A 17660-nucleotide genomic window follows, 5' to 3' on the forward strand; every position below is an offset into this window, starting at 1 on the left:
TATCAGGTTTTTCGCGAGCAAGCTCGCTCCTACAGGTGGAACTGCAGTTAGTGCTTGGCAGCAGCCAGGATCAGGGCTTTCATCTCGGCCACTGCGCCTTTGAAACCAACGAACAATGCATGGGCCACCAGCGCATGGCCGATGTTCAGCTCGTTGATGCCCTTGATCGCGGCCACCGCTTCGACGTTGTGGTAGTGCAGGCCGTGGCCGGCGTTGACGATCAAGCCTTCGTTGAGCCCGCAGTTCACGCCGTCGATGATGCGTTGCAGCTCATCAGCCACTTCGGTCGGGGTGGTGGCATCGGCGTAACGGCCAGTGTGCAGTTCGATGGCCGGGGCGCCGACACGGCGCGAGGCTTGGATCTGGCGTTCGTCGGCGTCGATAAACAAGGACACTTCGCTGCCGATCTTCGACAGCCGCTCCACCGCGGCCTTGATCCGCGCTTCTTGACCTGCGACATCAAGGCCGCCCTCGGTGGTCAGTTCTTGGCGGGTTTCCGGCACCAGGCAGATATGCGCCGGGCGGATGCGCTCGGCAAACGCCATCATTTCTTCGGTAACGCCCATTTCGAAGTTCATGCGCGTTTGCAGCACGTCCCTGAGCAGCAGCACATCGCGCTCCTGGATGTGGCGGCGATCTTCGCGCAAGTGCACGGTAATGCCGTCGGCACCCGCTTCTTCGGCGTCCAGCGCGGCCTTGACCGGGTCAGGGTAACGGGTGCCCCGGGCCTGGCGCAGGGTGGCGACGTGGTCGATGTTGACGCCAAGAAGAATGCGATTGCTGGTGGTCACGGAAGCACTCCTGAAAAGGGAAAGAATCGGTGCACAGCATACACGGGGATGTCAGGGCTTTCGAAACAACTCGCGACTGACCAGCGGCCGCCCGCCCAGATGCACGGCCAGGGCCTGGCGCATCAAACGCTTGGCGGCGGACAAGGCACCCGGCGCAGTCCAATCCGCGTCACTCATGGCCAGCAGTTCGGAGCCCTGGAACAGGCCCGGTTGCAGCAGGTACACACGCTCCAGGCCAGCGTCCACTTGCAGGCGGTACATGCCATCGGCGGCGATGGGCTCGCCGTGCAGGTCGTTACTCAGTTCGAAACCGTAGCCAAGGTCGTCGAGCAAGCGCCATTCGAAGGCGCGCAGCAACGGCTCCAGGGGCCGGCCTTCGGCCAGGGCCAGCAACGTGGCGGCGTAGTGATCGAAGACCGCCGGGTGCGGGTCTTCGGCGGGCAACAGGCGGATCAGCAGTTCATTGAGGTAAAGGCCACTGAAGAGTGCATCCCCATTTAGCCAGGCGCTGGTGCCGACGCTTTCCAGGCGGCCGACGTTCTTCAGCTCGCCCTTGCCGCGAAACTCCACATCCAGGGCCACGAACGGCCGCGCCAACGTACCCGCCTTGCCTCGCGCACTGCGCAATACCGCGCGCAAGCGGCCTTGAGGCGTGAGGAAGTCCACCAAAGCGCTGGTCTCACGATAGGCGCGGCTGTGCAGCACGTAGGCGAGTTGGCTGGGAGGCGGGGATTGGGACATGGATGCTCACTGTTGGAATGCATTTTTGAAAACGACACAAACCCAATGTGGGAGGGGGCTTGCCCCCGATTGCAGTGTGTCAGTCACTTAATGGTTAACTGACCCACCGCTATCGGGAGCAAGCCCCCTCCCACATTTTCAGCCCTGTGGTGCATTCGAGACCTTACAGGTCGCCATAGCCCAGGGAGCGCAGTGCACGCTCGTCATCGGACCAGCCGCCCTTAACCTTCACCCACAGGTTAAGCATGATCTTGGAGTCGAACAGCAATTCCATATCCTTGCGCGCTTCGGTGCCGATGCGCTTGATGCGCTCGCCCTTGTCGCCAATGATGATTTTCTTCTGGCCGTCACGTTCGACGAGGATCAGCGCATGGATATGCAGGGTCTTGCCCTGCTGCTTGAACTCTTCGATTTCCACGGTGATCTGGTACGGCAGCTCGGCGCCCATCTGGCGCATGATTTTCTCGCGCACCAGTTCAGCGGCGAGGAAGCGGCTGCTGCGGTCGGTGATCTGGTCTTCCGGGAAGAAGTGCTCGTTCTCCGGCAGGTAACCGGCGATCACGCGCTCCAGGGCTTCGAGGTTGTGGCCGTGCTGGGCCGAGATCGGCATGATCTGGGCGTTCGGCAGTTGTTCCTGCAGCCAGCTCAGGTGCGGCATCAGTTCGGCTTTGTCTTCGATGCGATCGGTCTTGTTCAACGCGACGATCAACGGGCCGGTGACGTACTGCACGCGCTCGAGGACCATCTGGTCTTCGTCGGTCCACTTGGTGCGGTCGACCACGAAGATCACCACGTCGACGTCTTTCAACGCCGCCGAAGCGGTCTTGTTCATGTAGCGGTTCAGGGCTTTCTCGCCGCCTTTGTGCATGCCCGGGGTATCGACGTAGACCGCTTGCACGTTGCCTTCGGTCTTGATGCCCAGCATGTTGTGGCGGGTGGTCTGGGGCTTTCGCGAGGTGATCGCGAGCTTCTGGCCGAGGATGTGGTTGAGCAGCGTGGACTTGCCCACGTTCGGGCGGCCGACGATGGCAACATAGCCACAGCGTGTTGCGGTTGAATCAGTCATGGCCATTCTCCACGCCCAGGGCAATCAGTGCTGCAGCGGCCGCTACCTGTTCGGCAATACGACGGCTCACACCCTGACCTCGGCTTTTTTCGTTCAATAAGGTGATTTCACATTCCACGAAGAACACGCGGCAATGAGGCTCACCCTGGATATCCACCACTTCGTAGCGTGGCAGTTCGCAACCGCGGGACTGCAGGTATTCCTGCAGGCGGGTCTTGGGATCTTTGTTGGTGTCGACCAGTGTCAGGCTTTCGATTTCCGATGCCAGCCAGGCAACCACGCGCTCCTTGGCCGTCTCCATTCCTGCATCGAGGTAGATCGCACCGATCAATGCTTCCAGGGCATCGGCCAGAATCGATTCGCGACGGAAACCGCCGCTTTTCAACTCACCGGACCCTAGCCGCAGGTACTCGCCCAAGCCGAAACCGCGGGCCAGCACGGCCAGGGTCTCGCCTTTCACAAGGCGAGCCCGCAGGCGCGAAAGCTGGCCTTCGCGCGCTTGCGGAAAACGCTCGAACAGCGCCTCACCGGCGGCGAAATTGAGGATGGCATCACCGAGGAATTCCAGGCGCTCGTTATTGCGCCCTGCAAAGCTGCGGTGTGTGAGGGCAAGGACCATCAATTCCTGGTCCTTGAAGGTATAGCCGAGCTGGCGCTCGAGACGGCTTAGAGAAACGGTCACGGTTTATCCATATCTAGTTGGTGGCACCGGCGGCCATCGACGATTGACGCAATGTTCAAATTCACATCCTGATTGGTGCTGCATGAGGCCGGACGGTTAATTGTCCAAGCCCCAGAAAAGCATTCGGCGCTGTGTTCACAGCGCCGCCTGTATTACTTGATCAGCCCGACCCGCGAGAAGTTCGGCAGGTGGCTGAGCTTGGGCTCCGGCCAACTCATCCAGACCGCGAAGGCTTTGCCGACGATATTCTCGTCGGGCACCATGCCCAGCAGGTCCTTGGGAATATTGGGGTCATCCCAGTAACGGCTGTCGTTGGAGTTGTCGCGGTTGTCGCCCATCATGAAATAGTGCCCGGCAGGCACTTTCCACTCGCCATCAGGCATCGCGCGGTAGCGGCTCATTTCCTTGCGGATTTCGTGCTCTACCGTACCGAGTTTTTCCTGGTACAGCTCGGCGCTGCCCAGGGTATTCGGCTCGGCGCCCAGCAGCTTCTCGGCCACTGACTCACCGTTGATCAACAGGCGCTTGTCGCTGGTGTAGCGCACCACGTCGCCCGGCAGGCCGACGACACGCTTGATGTAGTTGACGTTAGGGTCGCTTGGGTAGCGGAACACCATCACATCGCCGCGCTGCGGGTCACCGACCGGGATGACTTTCTTGTCGATCACCGGCAGGCGAATCCCGTAGGAAAACTTGTTCACCAGGATGAAGTCACCCACGTCCAGGGTCGGTTTCATCGACCCCGAAGGGATCTGGAATGGCTCTACAAGAAACGAGCGCAGCACCAGCACGATGAACAACACCGGGAAGAACGACTTGCCGTATTCAACCAGCAAGGGCTCTTTGTTGAGCTTCTCGACCACCACCGCATCGGGCTGGCTGACGCTGCCCTGATAGGAAGCGATGGCTGCCCGCCGACGCGGGGCGAAAAACACCAGATCGAGCAACGCCAGGAAACCACAGACGGCAACGGCGATGACCAGCAACAGCGGGAAATTTAGTGACATAGGACCTAACTATCCAACCTGAGCACCGCAAGGAAGGCTTCTTGTGGAATTTCCACGTTGCCCACTTGCTTCATGCGTTTTTTACCGGCCTTTTGCTTCTCAAGCAGCTTGCGCTTACGGCTTACGTCGCCGCCGTAGCATTTGGCCAGTACGTTCTTTCTGAGAGCCTTGACGGAGGTCCGCGCAATGATCTGCCCGCCAATGGCGGCCTGGATCGCGACGTCGAACATCTGGCGCGGAATCAGTTCTTTCATCTTCTCGGTCAACTGGCGACCTTTGTAGTGCGCGTTGTCCTTGTGCACGATCAGTGCCAGGGCATCGACCTTGTCGCCGTTGATCAACACATCCAGTTTCACCAGATTAGCCGATTGGTAACGGTCGAAATGGTAATCCAGCGAAGCATAGCCACGACTGGTGGATTTGAGACGGTCGAAGAAGTCCAGGACCACTTCGTTCATCGGCAAGTCGTAGGTCACTTGCACCTGGGTACCGAGGAACAGCATGTCGTGCTGCACGCCACGCTTTTCGATACACAAGGTAATCACATTGCCCAGGTGTTCCTGTGGCACAAGGATATTGGCGCGCACGATCGGTTCGCGCATGTCTTCGATGGAAGACAGGTCTGGAAGCTTGGACGGGTTGTCGACGTAAATCGTTTCACCGGTTTTCAGCGCCAGCTCAAAAATAACGGTCGGTGCCGTGGTAATCAGGTCCAGGTCGTATTCGCGCTCGAGGCGCTCCTGGATGATTTCCATGTGCAGCATGCCCAGGAACCCGCAGCGGAAGCCGAAGCCCAGGGCATCGGAGCTTTCCGGGGTGTACTGCAGCGACGAGTCGTTGAGCGTCAGCTTCTGCAAGGCTTCACGGAAGTCTTCGAAGTCGTCGGAGCTGACCGGGAACAGGCCGGCGTAGACCTGCGGCTGGATACGCTTGAAGCCCGGCAGCATGGCGACGTCGGGGGTAGAGCTCAAAGTCAGGGTGTCACCTACCGGCGCACCGTGGATGTCCTTGATACCCGCGATGATGAAGCCTACTTCACCGGCTTTCAGATCAGTGGTGGCGGTGTGCTTGGGGTTGAATACACCGACGCTGTCCACCAGGTGGATCTTGCCGGTGGACTTGACCAGGATCTTGTCGCCCTTCTTCACACGGCCATGGCGCACGCGTACCAGGGAGACAACCCCCAGGTAGTTGTCGAACCAGGAGTCGATGATCAACGCTTGCAGCGGATCTTCGTAGTTGCCGGTTGGCGCGGGAATGGTCTTGACCAGGCGCTCGAGCACTTCGTCGACGCCCAGGCCGGTCTTGGCGCTGCACTCGACGGCGTCGGTGGCGTCAATGCCGATGATTTTCTCGATTTCTTCCTTGACGCGATCAGGGTCGGCTTGAGGCAGGTCGATCTTGTTCAGTACCGGCATGACCTCCAGGCCCTGCTCGATGGCGGTGTAGCAGTTGGCCACGGACTGGGCTTCGACGCCCTGCCCCGCGTCCACCACCAGCAACGCGCCTTCGCAGGCGGCCAGGGAGCGGCTGACTTCATAGGTGAAGTCGACGTGGCCTGGGGTGTCAATGAAATTCAGCTGGTACTTGATACCGTCTTTGGCGGTGTAGTACAGCGTCACGCTGTGGGCCTTGATGGTGATCCCGCGCTCGCGCTCAAGATCCATGGAGTCCAGGACCTGGGCTTCCATTTCACGCTCGGCAAGGCCGCCGCACATCTGGATAAACCGATCGGCCAGCGTCGACTTGCCATGGTCAATGTGGGCGATGATGGAGAAATTGCGGATATGACTCAAATCACTCACGGATCAACACTCAAAAAGGCTGCAGGCAGATTGCCCGCTGAAAAATAGCCGGGAATTGTACCTGATGCTCGGGCCAGGCGTCATCTTTGGTGACCAGAACAAAAATGCCCCGCTCATGGGAGCGGGGCATTTTTTGTGCATAAGCGCGACGTCAACCGGCCCGGCGCAGCAGCCAGAACCCGGCCAGAGTACAGATGGCCGTCGGCACCAGCACCGCAAACAGCGGCGAGAAACCGAACACCAGGCTCGAGGGCCCGAGCAAATCCTGGGCGATGCGGAAGGTAAAGCCCACCAGCACGCCGGTAAATACCCGTTGGCCCAGGGTCACGGAACGCAATGGCCCGAAAATAAAGGAGATCGCCATCAGCACCAGCGCGGCGGTGACAACCGGCTGCAGCACCTTGACCCAGAACGCCAGCCAGTAGCGACCGTTGTTCAGGCCCTGGTCCTTGAGGTAATGGATATAGCTCCACAAACCGGAGATCGGCAGTGCTTCCGGAACCATGACCACCGTATTGAGCAATTCCGGCTTCAGGGCGATATCCCATTGCTCGGTCGGCACATTGATCACTTCGGTGCTGGACTTGGTGCCCTGGCCCACATTACGGAAGTAAGTGGTGGTGACATCGCTCAGTTGCCATTGCTCAGCACTGTATTGCGCGCGCTTGGCAAAGCTGGAGGACAGCATGTGCCGCTCTTTATCAAACGTGTAGCGGGTCACCCCGATCAGCAGGCCGCCTGGCTGCACGGCATTGATGTGGATGAACTCATCACCCTGGCGGTGCCACAGGCCGTGCTTGGCGCTTTGCGCATCGCCCGACCCCTGGGCCAGGGCGCGATTGGCCTGAGCAGTGGCTTCCGCCGGAGGCGCAACGTATTCGCCGATCAGTACGCTGCACGCCATCAGCAGCAGCATCGGCTTCATCACCGCCCAGACGATACGACCAATGGAGACGCCAGCGGCGCGCATGATGGTCAGTTCGCTGTTGCTGGCCAGGGTGCCCAGGCCAATCAGGCAACCGATCAGCGCGGCCATCGGCATCATGTCGTAGAGACGACGCGGCGCAGTCAGTGCCACGTAGCTCAGCACGTCCGTGACTGTGTAAGTGTCGGTAACGTTGCCCACTTCATCAATGAAGGCGAACAACAAGGCCAGGCCGAGGATGATGCCCAATACCGCCAGGATGGCGATCAGTACGCTGCTACCAATGTAACGATCAAGCTTAGCCACGAGCCAACTCCTTCAGGCCACGACGGCTCTTCATTTTCAAACGGATAGGTTCCCAGTAGAGCAGTCCCAGGCCGATCATCAGGAAAACCCCGTGTACCCACCACAGGCCCAGGGCTGGCGGCAACTTGCCCTTCTCCAGGGAACCACGGGCAGAAATCAGGATGGTCAGGTAGGCCATGTACAGCAGGATCGCCGGCAGCAACTTGAGGAAGCGCCCCTGGCGCGGGTTGACGCGCGACAGCGGCACGGCCATCAGAGTCACGATGAACACCAGCAGCGGCAGGGACAGGCGCCATTGCAACTCGGCGACGGAGCGCAATTCCGGGTTACCGAACAGCGATGAGGTGGGCAGTGCGTCGCGGTCGGTGACCTCGTCACTGATCTCGGCCTTCGGCAGCATGACGCCATAGGTGTCGTACTTGATCGCCCGATAATCCGCCAGGCCAGGGCTGCCGTCGTAGCGGTAGCCGTTTTCCAGGATCAGGTAGCGGTTGCCATCGGGACGGATTTCCTGGCGCCCGCTATCGGCCACCAGGATGGTAATGCCACGGTCTTTCTGGTTCTGGCCGAGGTTCTTCTGGGAAATGAACACGCCGCCGAGGTTGGAGCGGTCGTCGGTCATGGTTTCGGTGTAGGTCACCCGCGAACCGTCGCTGAGCGCCTGGAAGCGCCCGGGCTCGAGGGTATCGAACTCAGTCATCGCATCCTGCTTGTTCAGCAGCAGCTGGAACTGCATGGCCCCCTGGGGTGCCAGGCTCATGCTCAACCAGGCCACCACCAGGGCAACGCCGGCGGCCGGCACCATGGTCATGGCCAGCAGGCGCTGCTGGCTCATGCCGGTGGCCGACAACACAGTCATCTCACTTTCCAGGTACAGCCGGCCATAGGCCAGCAATATGCCGAGAAACAGCCCGAGCGGCAGGATCAGCTGCAGCATGCCGGGCATCCGGTAGCCCATGATCAGGAACAGTGAACCTGGATCCAGGGCGCCAGCGGCGGCCTGGGCCAGGAACTTGACGAAACGACCACTCATGATGATGACCAGCAATACCGCACTCACGGCACTCAGGGTCAACAGGACTTCGCGGGATAGATAACGGAAGACGATCAAACCAGACACTCCAGGGTTGTCAGGCTAAGGCGGCCAAACAAGCAAGCATACCGAGTCAGCCCGTTTGCGCGGGCCGGCTAAAAAGATGGGGCATTATCCTGTGATTGGTCGCGCCTGTCACGGAGCTTACTCATGCGCACGCACAAAGCACGCGCCAAGGGTTGTCAGGCTCCGTCGGCGAGGTTCAAACTGCGGCCTTTGTCGCGGGCGGCTTACAACGCCGCCAAGCTTTAAAGCCTGGGTACAAACGCCAGGCTCACCGACCTTATAAGGGACCCGAAAATGGAATTGGTTGTAAAAAGCGTTAGCCCCGAAACGTTGAAAACCGCCACCCTCGTGGTCGCTGTCGGCGAAGGCCGCAAACTCGGCGTCGCCGCCAAGCAACTGGACGAACTGAGCGGCGGCGCTATCAGCGCAGTGCTCAAGCGCGGCGACCTGGCCGGCAAAGTCGGCCAGAGCCTGCTGCTGCAGAGCTTGCCTAACCTTAAAGCCGAGCGTGTCTTGCTGGTGGGCGTGGGCAAGGATGCTGAACTGGGCGACCGTCCGTTCCGCAAAATTGTCAGCGGCATCCTCACCACCCTCAAGGGCCTCGGTGGCACGGATGCGGCACTGGCACTCGACGAAATCGTCATCAAGGGCCGTGACAGCTATGGCAAGACCCGCCTGCTGGCCGAAAGCCTGGTGGACGGCGGCTATACCTTCGACCAGTTCAAGAGCCAGAAGGCCGAACCGCGCGCCCTGAAAAAAATCACCCTGCTGACCATCAAGGCCGCCCAGGCTGAAGTCGAGCGCGCCGTGACCCACGCCCAGGCCATCGCCAAGGGCATGTCGTTCACCCGCGACCTGGGCAACCTGCCGCCGAACATCTGCCACCCGACCTTCCTGGGCGAACAGGCCAAGGCGCTGGGCAAGGAGTTCAAGAGCCTGAAAGTCGAAGTGCTCGACGAGAAGAAGATCAAGGAACTGGGCATGGGCTCGTTCTATGCCGTGGGCCAGGGCAGCGACCAGCCGCCACGCCTGATCGTGATGCAATATAACGGAGCCAAGAAGTCCGAGAAGCCCTACGCCCTGGTGGGAAAAGGCATTACTTTCGACACCGGCGGCATCAGCCTCAAGCCGGGCGCCGGCATGGACGAGATGAAGTACGACATGGGCGGCGCCGCCAGCGTGTTCGGCACCCTGCGTGCGGTGCTGGAACTCAAACTGCCGGTCAACCTGGTGTGCATCCTGGCGTGTGCCGAGAACATGCCGAGCGGCGGCGCTGCCCGCCCAGGCGATATCGTCACGACCATGAGCGGCCAGACCGTGGAAATCCTCAACACCGACGCCGAAGGCCGCCTGGTGCTGTGCGATGCACTGACCTATGCCGAGCGCTTCAAGCCACAAGCCGTGATCGACATCGCTACCCTGACCGGCGCCTGCATCGTTGCCCTGGGCTCCCACACCTCGGGCCTGCTGGGCAACAACGACGAACTGATCGAGCAACTGCTCAGCGCCGGCAAGGCCGCCGATGACCGTGCCTGGCAACTGCCGCTGTTCGATGAGTACCAGGAACAGCTGGACAGCCCGTTCGCCGACATCGCCAACATTGGCGGCCCGAAAGCCGGCACCATCACGGCGGCCTGCTTCCTGTCGCGCTTTGCCAAGAACTTCAACTGGGCGCACCTGGACATCGCCGGCACGGCCTGGACCAGCGGCGGCAAGGACAAGGGCGCCACTGGTCGTCCAGTACCGCTGCTGACCCAGTACCTGCTGGATCGCGCCAAAGCCTAAGCGCCACCGGCCCTTCTGTAGGAGCGAGCAAGCTCGTTCCTACAGAACTGGCGGGCCAGCACCAGGAACTGCAATGACCCAAGTCGACTTCTATATATTGCCCAGCGCCGATCCCCTCGCGCGCCTGGACTTTGCCTGCAAGCTCACCGAAAAAGCCTGGCGCATGGGCCACCGCATCTATCTGCATTGCAGCGATGCCGCCCAACGTGACGAACTGGATGCCCGCCTGTGGCGCTTCAAGGGCGAAAGCTTCGTGCCCCACGGCCCCGCCGAATCAGAACCTGAAAGCCTGGTTGTCCTGGGTTTAGGGGACAGTTGCGGCGATCACCAGGACCTGCTGGTCAACCTCGACCTGAAAGTACCGGCCTTTGCCAAGACGTTTGCCCGCGTGGCGGAAGTGGTGGTGGAAGACCCGGCTATTCGTCAGGCCGCGCGGGAGAGTTTCCGTTTCTACCGCGAACAGGGCTATTCTCTGCAGGATCACCGGCTACAACGACTTTGAGCACACGATGGACACTCCCAACCCGCTGAAAAAAGACGACCACCTGCTGGATGACCTGGAGTCTATCCGCCAGTTGCTGGGTGATGACAACCTTCAGCCGCCGCTGCTGACCGACACGGTCGATGGCGAGGTACAGATTCCGCTGCTGTTCGATATGGTCGGCGGCAAGCCTGCCGCACCGGAACCTGTGGTTGCCGAACCCGCTCCGGCCGCAGAAAAAGCCCCCGATGCCCTGCTGCTGCACCTGGACAACGAACTACGCGCTGCCGCGCAACTGATCATGCAGGATGTGATCGACGACTTTGCCCCGCATATTGAAGCTGAGATCAAGCGGCGGATGGATGCGCGCATGGAACGGTTGCTCAGCCAGTACCAGTCCTAAACCACACTGATATTTCCTGTGGGAGGGGCTTGCTCCCGATAGCGGTGTATCAGCCGATGATTCGGTGGCTGACACTCAGCAATCGGGAGCAAGCCCCCTCCCACATTAGTTTTGCATCAGCCTTAAGTCCGTCTTCAACTCGCCCTCCTCGTCCTGCCCCGTTATACTTGCCGGCTTTCCTGAATAAATGCCAACTAGGGTCCCGCCGCGCATGGATAAGACCTACCAGCCCCACGCTATCGAAACTTCCTGGTACAACACCTGGGAGTCCGAAAACTATTTCGCCCCACAAGGTGCCGGGGACTCCTACACCATCATGATTCCGCCACCGAACGTCACTGGCAGCCTGCACATGGGCCATGGCTTCAACAATGCGATCATGGATGCGTTGATCCGTTTCCGCCGCATGCAGGGCCGCAATACCCTGTGGCAACCGGGCACCGACCACGCCGGTATCGCCACCCAGATGCTGGTGGAACGTCAACTCGAAGCCACCGGCCAGAGCCGTCACGACCTGGGCCGCGAGAAATTCCTGGAAAAGATCTGGGAATGGAAAGACCAGTCCGGCGGCAATATCAGCCGTCAGATCCGTCGCCTGGGTTCGTCCGTAGACTGGAGCCGCGAGCGCTTCACCATGGACGACGGCCTGTCGGAAGCCGTTAAAGAAGCTTTCGTGCGCCTGCATGAAGACGGCCTGATCTACCGCGGCAAGCGCCTGGTCAACTGGGACACCAAGTTGCACACGGCCATTTCCGACCTCGAAGTGGAAAACCACGACGAAAAAGGCTTCCTGTGGAACCTCAAGTACCCGCTGGCCGACGGCGCCAAGACCGCTGAAGGCAACGACTACCTGATCGTCGCCACTACTCGTCCGGAAACCATGCTCGGCGACGCCGCCGTCGCGGTGAACCCGAACGACGAGCGCTACCAGGCGCTGATCGGCAAGTTCGTCGAACTGCCGCTGGTTGGCCGTCGCATCCCGATTATCGCCGACGACTACTGCGACCCTGAATTCGGCACCGGCTGCGTGAAAATCACTCCGGCCCACGATTTCAACGACTATGAAGTCGGCAAGCGTCACAACCTGCCGCTGCTGAACATCTTCGACAAGAATGCCGCCGTGTTGCCGGCCTGCCAGGTGTTCAACCTGGACGGTACGTTGAACGACAGCATCGACGGCAAAATCCCGGCCGAATACGCCGGTCTCGACCGCTTCGAAGCGCGCAAGCAGATCGTTGCCGCGTTCGACGCTGCCGGATTGCTGGTCAGCGTTGACGACCATGGCCTGAAAGTGCCGAAGGGCGACCGCTCCGGCACCGTGATCGAGCCGTGGCTGACCGACCAGTGGTACGTGTCCACCAAGCCGCTGGCTGAGCCTGCGATTGCCGCCGTGGAAGATGGCCGTATCCAGTTCGTGCCCAAGCAGTACGAAAACATGTACTTCTCGTGGATGCGCGACATCCAGGACTGGTGCATCAGCCGCCAGCTGTGGTGGGGCCACCGCATCCCGGCCTGGTACGACGAGTCGGGCAAGGTTTACGTTGGCCGCGACGAAGCCGAAGTGCGTGCCAAGCACAACCTGGGCGCGGATGTTGTGCTGCAACAGGACAACGACGTACTCGACACCTGGTTCAGCTCAGGCCTGTGGACTTTCTCCACCCTGGGCTGGCCGCAGCAGACCGAGTTCCTGAAGAAATTCCACTCAACCGACGTGCTGGTCACCGGTTTCGATATCATTTTCTTCTGGGTTGCCCGGATGATCATGCTCACCATGCATTTGGTGAAGAACGAAGACGGCACCCCGCAGGTACCGTTCAAGACCGTGTACGTGCACGGCCTGGTACGCGACGGCCAGGGCCAGAAGATGTCCAAGTCCAAGGGCAACGTCCTGGACCCATTGGACATCATTGACGGCATCGATCTGGAAACCCTGGTGCAGAAACGCACCTCGGGCCTGATGCAGCCGAAGCTGGCGAAAAAGATCGAGAAGCAGACCCGCGACGAATTCGCCGACGGCATCGCCAGCTACGGCACCGACGCCCTGCGCTTCACCTTCTGCTCGCTGGCCTCTACCGGTCGCGACATCAAGTTCGACATGGGCCGCGTCGAAGGCTATCGCAACTTCTGCAACAAGATCTGGAACGCTGCGCGCTACGTGCTGGATAAAGGCGAAGACTGCGGCCAGAACGGCGAAGCCTATGAGTTGAGCCTGGCAGATCGCTGGATCATCTCGCAGTTGCAGCGCACCGAAGCCGAAGTGACCCGCCAGCTCGACCAGTTCCGTTTCGACCTGGCCGCACAGGCCCTGTACGAGTTCATCTGGAACCAGTATTGCGACTGGTACCTGGAACTGTCCAAGCCGGTATTGTGGGACGAAAACGCCCCGGTCGAATGCCAGCGCGGCACCCGTCGCACCCTGGTGCGCGTATTGGAAGTGGCGTTGCGCCTGGCGCATCCGTTCATGCCGTTCATCACCGAAGAAATCTGGCAGCGCCTGGCGCCGCTGGCCGGTATCGAAGGCAAGACCATCATGCTGCAACCTTGGCCGGTGGCCAATGAAGCGCGCATCGATGCGGCCGCCGAAAGCGATATCGAGTGGCTCAAGACCCTGATGCTCGGCACGCGCAATATCCGCGCCGAAATGAACATCGGGCCGGGCAAGCCATTGGCCGTGTTCGTGAAGAACGCCAGTGCCGAAGATCAGCGCCGTCTCAGCGAGAACGACGCGCTGCTCAAGAAGCTGGCGAAGCTGGAGTCGATCACCGTATTGGCTGCCGATGCCGAAGCACCGCTGTCCGCCACCGCGCTGGTCGGCGACATGGAAGTGCTGGTGCCGATGGCCGGTCTGATCGACAAGGGCGCGGAACTGGCCCGTCTCGACAAGGAAATCGCCCGCCTGCAAGGCGAAGTGCAACGCGTGGGCGGCAAGCTGTCCAACGCGGCGTTCGTCGATAAGGCACCGGCAGAAGTGATCGACAAAGAACGCGCCAAGTTGGCCGAAGCTGAACAGGCTTTGGGCAAGCTGGCCGAGCAACATGCGCGGATCTCCAGCCTGTAAGGTTCAATTCGCGTGAAAAAAGAGACCTCCGGGTCTCTTTTTTTGCCTCTGTGGGAGGGGGCTTGCTCCCGATAGCGGTGGATCAGTCTCAATATTCTTGACTGTCACACCGCTATCGGGAGCAAGCCCCCTCCCACATTTGACCGAGTTGTCCTCGGGAATGTGTGACAATGGCCGCCACTTTGAGCCAACACCAGAATCAACATGACCGCCCCCACTACGCCTAAACCCCCGCGCAAGAAGCCTAAATCCGCTACCCCGGCCAAGCCCGTGGTTCCGCGCAAAGAGGCCACCCTGCACCCGCGCAACCGCCACACAGGCCGTTACGACTTTCCGGCGCTGATCAAGACGACGCCAGAGCTGGCGCAATTCGTGATCATCAATCCCTATGGCAAGGAAAGCATCGACTTTGCCAGCCCGGACGCGGTGCGGGTATTCAACCGGGCCTTGCTCAAGTCGTTCTATGGCATCGAGCATTGGGACATCCCGGCCGATTACCTGTGCCCGCCGGTGCCGGGGCGTGCCGACTATGTGCATTTTCTCGCCGACCTGCTGGCCAGCGTCAACGACGGCAAGATCCCGCGCGGCTCCATCGTCAAGGTGCTGGACATCGGCATGGGCGCCAACTGCGTCTACCCGCTGATTGGCTATATGGAGTATCGCTGGAACTTCCTGGGCTCGGAAGTCGACCCTATAGCCGTCGCCGCCGCTAAGGCCATCGTGCAGTCCAATGACCTGGGCAAGGTCATCCAGCTGCGCCAACAGCCCAACCCCAAGCAGATCCTGCTGGGCTTGCTGGAGCCGGGCGAGCGCTTTGACCTGACCATGTGCAACCCGCCGTTCCATGCGTCCATGGACGAAGCCACCAAGGGTAGCGAGCGCAAGTGGCGTGCCCTGGGCAAGGCCGATCCGAAACGCAAGTTGCCGGTCCTCAACTTCGGTGGCCAATCGGCCGAGTTGTGGTGTGAAGGCGGCGAAGCACGCTTTGTGACGCAGTTGATCGCCGAGAGTGCGCATTTTGCCCACAAGGTGTTGTGGTTCAGCACCCTGGTGTCAAAAGCGTCAAACCTGCCCGCGATCCAGACCGCGCTGAAAAAAGCCGGCGTGCTGGAAAGCCAGGTGGTGGAGATGTCTCAGGGGCAGAAGCAAAGCCGGTTTGTGGCGTGGACGTTCCAGACCAAGAATGAGCAGCAGATCTGGCGCCAGCGCTGGGTCCGCTAGCCCACCTGTAGGAGCGAGCTTGCTCGCGAAAAAACACCAAGGCGCCGCGTTCAACCAGAACGGACGCGTTATCGTTAACGTCTTTCGCGAGCAAGCTCGCTCCTACAGTTAGTTAGAAAAACCGCAGGCAACAAAAAACCGTGCCCGGATCACTCCGAAGCACGGTTTTTTTTACTGCTTCTTACTTGTTAACAGCGTCGGTCAGGCCTTTAGCCACAACCAGCTTGATAACTTTCTTGGCAGCGATTTCGATGGCAGCGCCAGTCGAAGGGTTACGGCCAGTACGGGCAGGACGCTCGGTCACTTTCAGCTTGCCAATGCCTGGCAGAGTGATTTCGCCGCCGTTTTCCAGCTGATCAGCAACGATCTGGCCCAGTTGGTCCAGAGCAGCACGCGCGGTGGTTTTTGGCGCGTCGATAGCTTCAGCGATATCAGCGATCAGTTGGTCTTTAGTCAAAGCCATTGTGGTGTTCCTTCCCTATCAAATTCATATGGATTGCAGAGTGCAGTGTCAGCCGTCGAGCCCGACCGTCATGGCCTGGCATCCCCGGCCATAACCACGGAGATCGGGGTTATAGATGCTTGAAACGGGGATTGGTTCGACCTGACAAATGCTGAATGCACGCTTAACGCCGAGACTTGGCGTAAGACCGGGCAAAACTAGCACAGAGACGGGGAAATATCCGCCTCAACATACCCATTTGGTCAGCTTTATCGCTCTAAACCGTGAAAAAAAGGCATATGGCCGGTCGGAGAAGGGCAAAATGCCCTTCGGGGCACGTCTTGACCAATGGGTGCGGTACACTGGGCGACTTTTCGGGGAGGCCAACCGCTCCCCCTTCAACCAGCCGAGAAGCCTATGCCGATCCGTCATTGCATCGTCCACCTGATCGACAAAAAACCCGACGGCACACCCGCAGTTCTCCACGCCCGCGACTCCGAGCTGTCCGAGTCGGCCGCCATCGAGAACATGCTTGCCGACCTCAACGAGAGCTACAACGCCAAACAAGGCAAGGCCTGGGGTTTCTTCCACGCCGAGTCCGGCGCGCACCCGTTCAGCGGCTGGTTGAAGGAATACTTTGACGGTGGCCAGGATTTCACCACTTTCAGCCGTACCGCCGTGGAGCATCTGCAGAAGCTGATGGAGGAATCCAACCTCTCCACCGGCGGCCACGTGCTATTTGCCCACTACCAGCAAGGCATGACCGACTACCTGGCGATCGCCCTGCTGCACCACAGCGAAGGCGTGGCGGTGACCGACGAGCTGGACGTGACCCCCTCGCGTCACCTGGACCTGGGCCAGTTGCACCTGGCAGCACGCATCAACGTCTCCGAGTGGCAGAACAACAAGCAGTCCAAGCAATACATCTCCTTTATCAAAGGCAAGAACGGCAAGAAGGTCTCGGAGTACTTCCGCGACTTTATCGGCTGCCAGGAAGGCGTCGACGGCCCGGGCGAAACCCGCACCCTGCTCAAGGCGTTCAGCGACTTCGTCGAAAGCGAAGACCTGCCTGACGAATCCGCCCGTGAAAAGACCAAGACCCTGGTGGACTACGCCAGCAGCCAGGCCAAGCTCGGCGAGCCCATGGGCCTGGAAGAACTTTCCGGCTTGATCGATGAAGATCGGCCAAAAGCCTTCTACGACCATATCCGCAACAAGGACTACGGCCTGTCGCCGGAAATCCCGGCGGACAAACGCACCCTCAACCAGTTCCGCCGTTTCACCGGGCGCGCCGAGGGCTTGTCCATCAGCTTTGAAGCACACCTGCTGGGCGACAAGATCGAGTACGACGAAGCTGCCGGCACCTTGATCATCAAGGGCCTGCCGACCCAACTGACCGACCAGCTCAAGCGCCGTAATTGATGCTGGGCGGGGTCTTCAAGAAAGTCCTGCTGGTATTGCTGGTGGTGGTGGTGATCCAGAACTGGGGCAAGGTCGAGCGGCTGTTCAACCCGTCCCAGGTGGTTTCGGAGCAGGTACGCAGCTCGGCGCGTGTGGTGCTTTATTCCACTGACTGGTGTGGATACTGCAAACAGATCCGGCGCTTTCTGGACCAGAAAGGCATTCCTTACCAGGCGCTGGATATCGAGAAGGACGCCCAGGCGCGCAAGGCCTATGAGGCGTTGGGTGGTGGCGGAATTCCATTTGTGGACGTCAATGGCACACTGATCCGCGACTACGACCCGGATGCGATCATGGCGGCCCTGAAATAACCCAGCTCCTGAAACACCGTGGATCAAATGTGGGAGGGGCGGTGCGACGATTCGACTTGCTCCCTCCCACATTTGG

The 17660-nt window shown here is 60.2% G+C and carries 16 protein-coding genes; 7 read left to right on the forward strand and 9 right to left on the reverse strand.

Going from position 1 to position 17660, the window contains the following annotated elements; genetic code table 11:
• Positions 1-47: 47 nt before the first annotated feature.
• The 8 genes from pdxJ to lptF form a co-directional block, all read right to left on the reverse strand.
• Positions 48-791 carry a pyridoxine 5'-phosphate synthase gene (gene pdxJ / locus ASD70_RS00835; RefSeq protein WP_056845447.1) on the reverse strand — a complete coding sequence of 248 codons (744 nt, stop codon included), beginning with the start codon at positions 789-791 and terminating at the stop codon, positions 48-50.
• A 51-nt stretch (positions 792-842) separates the two neighbouring features.
• Entirely contained in the window at positions 843-1532 is a 690-nt protein-coding gene (recO, locus tag ASD70_RS00840) for a DNA repair protein RecO (RefSeq protein WP_046071089.1), read from the reverse strand.
• A 163-nt stretch (positions 1533-1695) separates the two neighbouring features.
• Positions 1696-2598, reverse strand: coding sequence for a GTPase Era (gene era / locus ASD70_RS00845; protein ID WP_029297473.1), 903 nt, complete (start codon positions 2596-2598; stop codon positions 1696-1698).
• Complete coding sequence (rnc, locus tag ASD70_RS00850; RefSeq protein ID WP_003188856.1) at positions 2591-3280, reverse strand: ribonuclease III; 690 nt, start codon at positions 3278-3280, stop codon at positions 2591-2593. The genes era and rnc overlap by 8 nt, the downstream gene beginning before the upstream one ends.
• Before the next feature lie 152 nt (positions 3281-3432).
• On the reverse strand, positions 3433-4287 hold the full coding sequence (gene lepB, locus ASD70_RS00855) for a signal peptidase I (RefSeq protein WP_046071088.1): 855 nt from the start codon (positions 4285-4287) through the stop codon (positions 3433-3435).
• A 5-nt stretch (positions 4288-4292) separates the two neighbouring features.
• Complete coding sequence (gene lepA, locus ASD70_RS00860; RefSeq protein WP_043048666.1) at positions 4293-6092, reverse strand: translation elongation factor 4; 1800 nt, start codon at positions 6090-6092, stop codon at positions 4293-4295.
• 151 nt (positions 6093-6243) lie between these two features.
• The gene (gene lptG, locus ASD70_RS00865) at positions 6244-7323 is read right to left on the reverse strand and encodes an LPS export ABC transporter permease LptG (RefSeq protein ID WP_046071087.1); all 1080 of its coding nucleotides are present in this window, start codon (positions 7321-7323) and stop codon (positions 6244-6246) included.
• Positions 7316-8434, reverse strand: a complete 1119-nt coding sequence (lptF, locus tag ASD70_RS00870) for an LPS export ABC transporter permease LptF (RefSeq protein WP_046071086.1) — start codon at positions 8432-8434, stop codon at positions 7316-7318. The genes lptG and lptF overlap by 8 nt, the downstream gene beginning before the upstream one ends.
• A 282-nt stretch (positions 8435-8716) precedes the next feature.
• Between lptF and ASD70_RS00875 the strand changes: the two genes are divergently transcribed.
• The 5 genes from ASD70_RS00875 (at position 8717) to rlmF (ending at position 15370) form a co-directional block, all read left to right on the forward strand.
• A complete protein-coding gene (locus ASD70_RS00875) occupies positions 8717-10207 on the forward strand; it encodes a leucyl aminopeptidase (RefSeq protein WP_046071085.1) in 1491 nt (496 codons plus the stop codon).
• Positions 10208-10280: 73 nt separating this feature from the next.
• Positions 10281-10709: a DNA polymerase III subunit chi gene (locus ASD70_RS00880; protein ID WP_056845448.1), complete on the forward strand. Its 429-nt coding sequence runs from the start codon at positions 10281-10283 to the stop codon at positions 10707-10709.
• Between the two features lie 7 nt (positions 10710-10716).
• Positions 10717-11091, forward strand: a complete 375-nt coding sequence (locus ASD70_RS00885) for a hypothetical protein (protein ID WP_046071083.1) — start codon at positions 10717-10719, stop codon at positions 11089-11091.
• Positions 11092-11302: 211 nt separating this feature from the next.
• Positions 11303-14149, forward strand: coding sequence for a valine--tRNA ligase (locus ASD70_RS00890; RefSeq protein ID WP_056845449.1), 2847 nt, complete (start codon positions 11303-11305; stop codon positions 14147-14149).
• 204 nt (positions 14150-14353) lie between these two features.
• Entirely contained in the window at positions 14354-15370 is a 1017-nt protein-coding gene (gene rlmF, locus ASD70_RS00895) for a 23S rRNA (adenine(1618)-N(6))-methyltransferase RlmF (protein WP_046071081.1), read from the forward strand.
• Positions 15371-15551: 181 nt separating this feature from the next.
• Here the strand turns inward: rlmF and ASD70_RS00900 are convergent, their stop codons facing one another.
• Positions 15552-15833 (reverse strand): HU family DNA-binding protein, encoded by a 282-nt coding sequence (locus ASD70_RS00900; RefSeq protein ID WP_005785131.1) that lies wholly within the window; start codon positions 15831-15833, stop codon positions 15552-15554.
• A gap of 396 nt (positions 15834-16229) precedes the next feature.
• Here ASD70_RS00900 and yejK point away from each other — a divergent pair, with 396 nt between their 5' ends.
• Both yejK and ASD70_RS00910 read left to right on the forward strand, forming a co-directional pair.
• Positions 16230-17234 (forward strand): nucleoid-associated protein YejK, encoded by a 1005-nt coding sequence (yejK, locus tag ASD70_RS00905; RefSeq protein WP_003171997.1) that lies wholly within the window; start codon positions 16230-16232, stop codon positions 17232-17234.
• Positions 17234-17584, forward strand: a complete 351-nt coding sequence (locus ASD70_RS00910) for a glutaredoxin family protein (protein WP_056845450.1) — start codon at positions 17234-17236, stop codon at positions 17582-17584. Before yejK ends, ASD70_RS00910 begins: the two co-directional genes overlap by 1 nt.
• Positions 17585-17660 lie beyond the last annotated feature (76 nt).

Source organism: Pseudomonas sp. Root569 (assembly GCF_001427465.1).
Lineage (GTDB): Bacteria > Pseudomonadota > Gammaproteobacteria > Pseudomonadales > Pseudomonadaceae > Aquipseudomonas > Aquipseudomonas synxantha.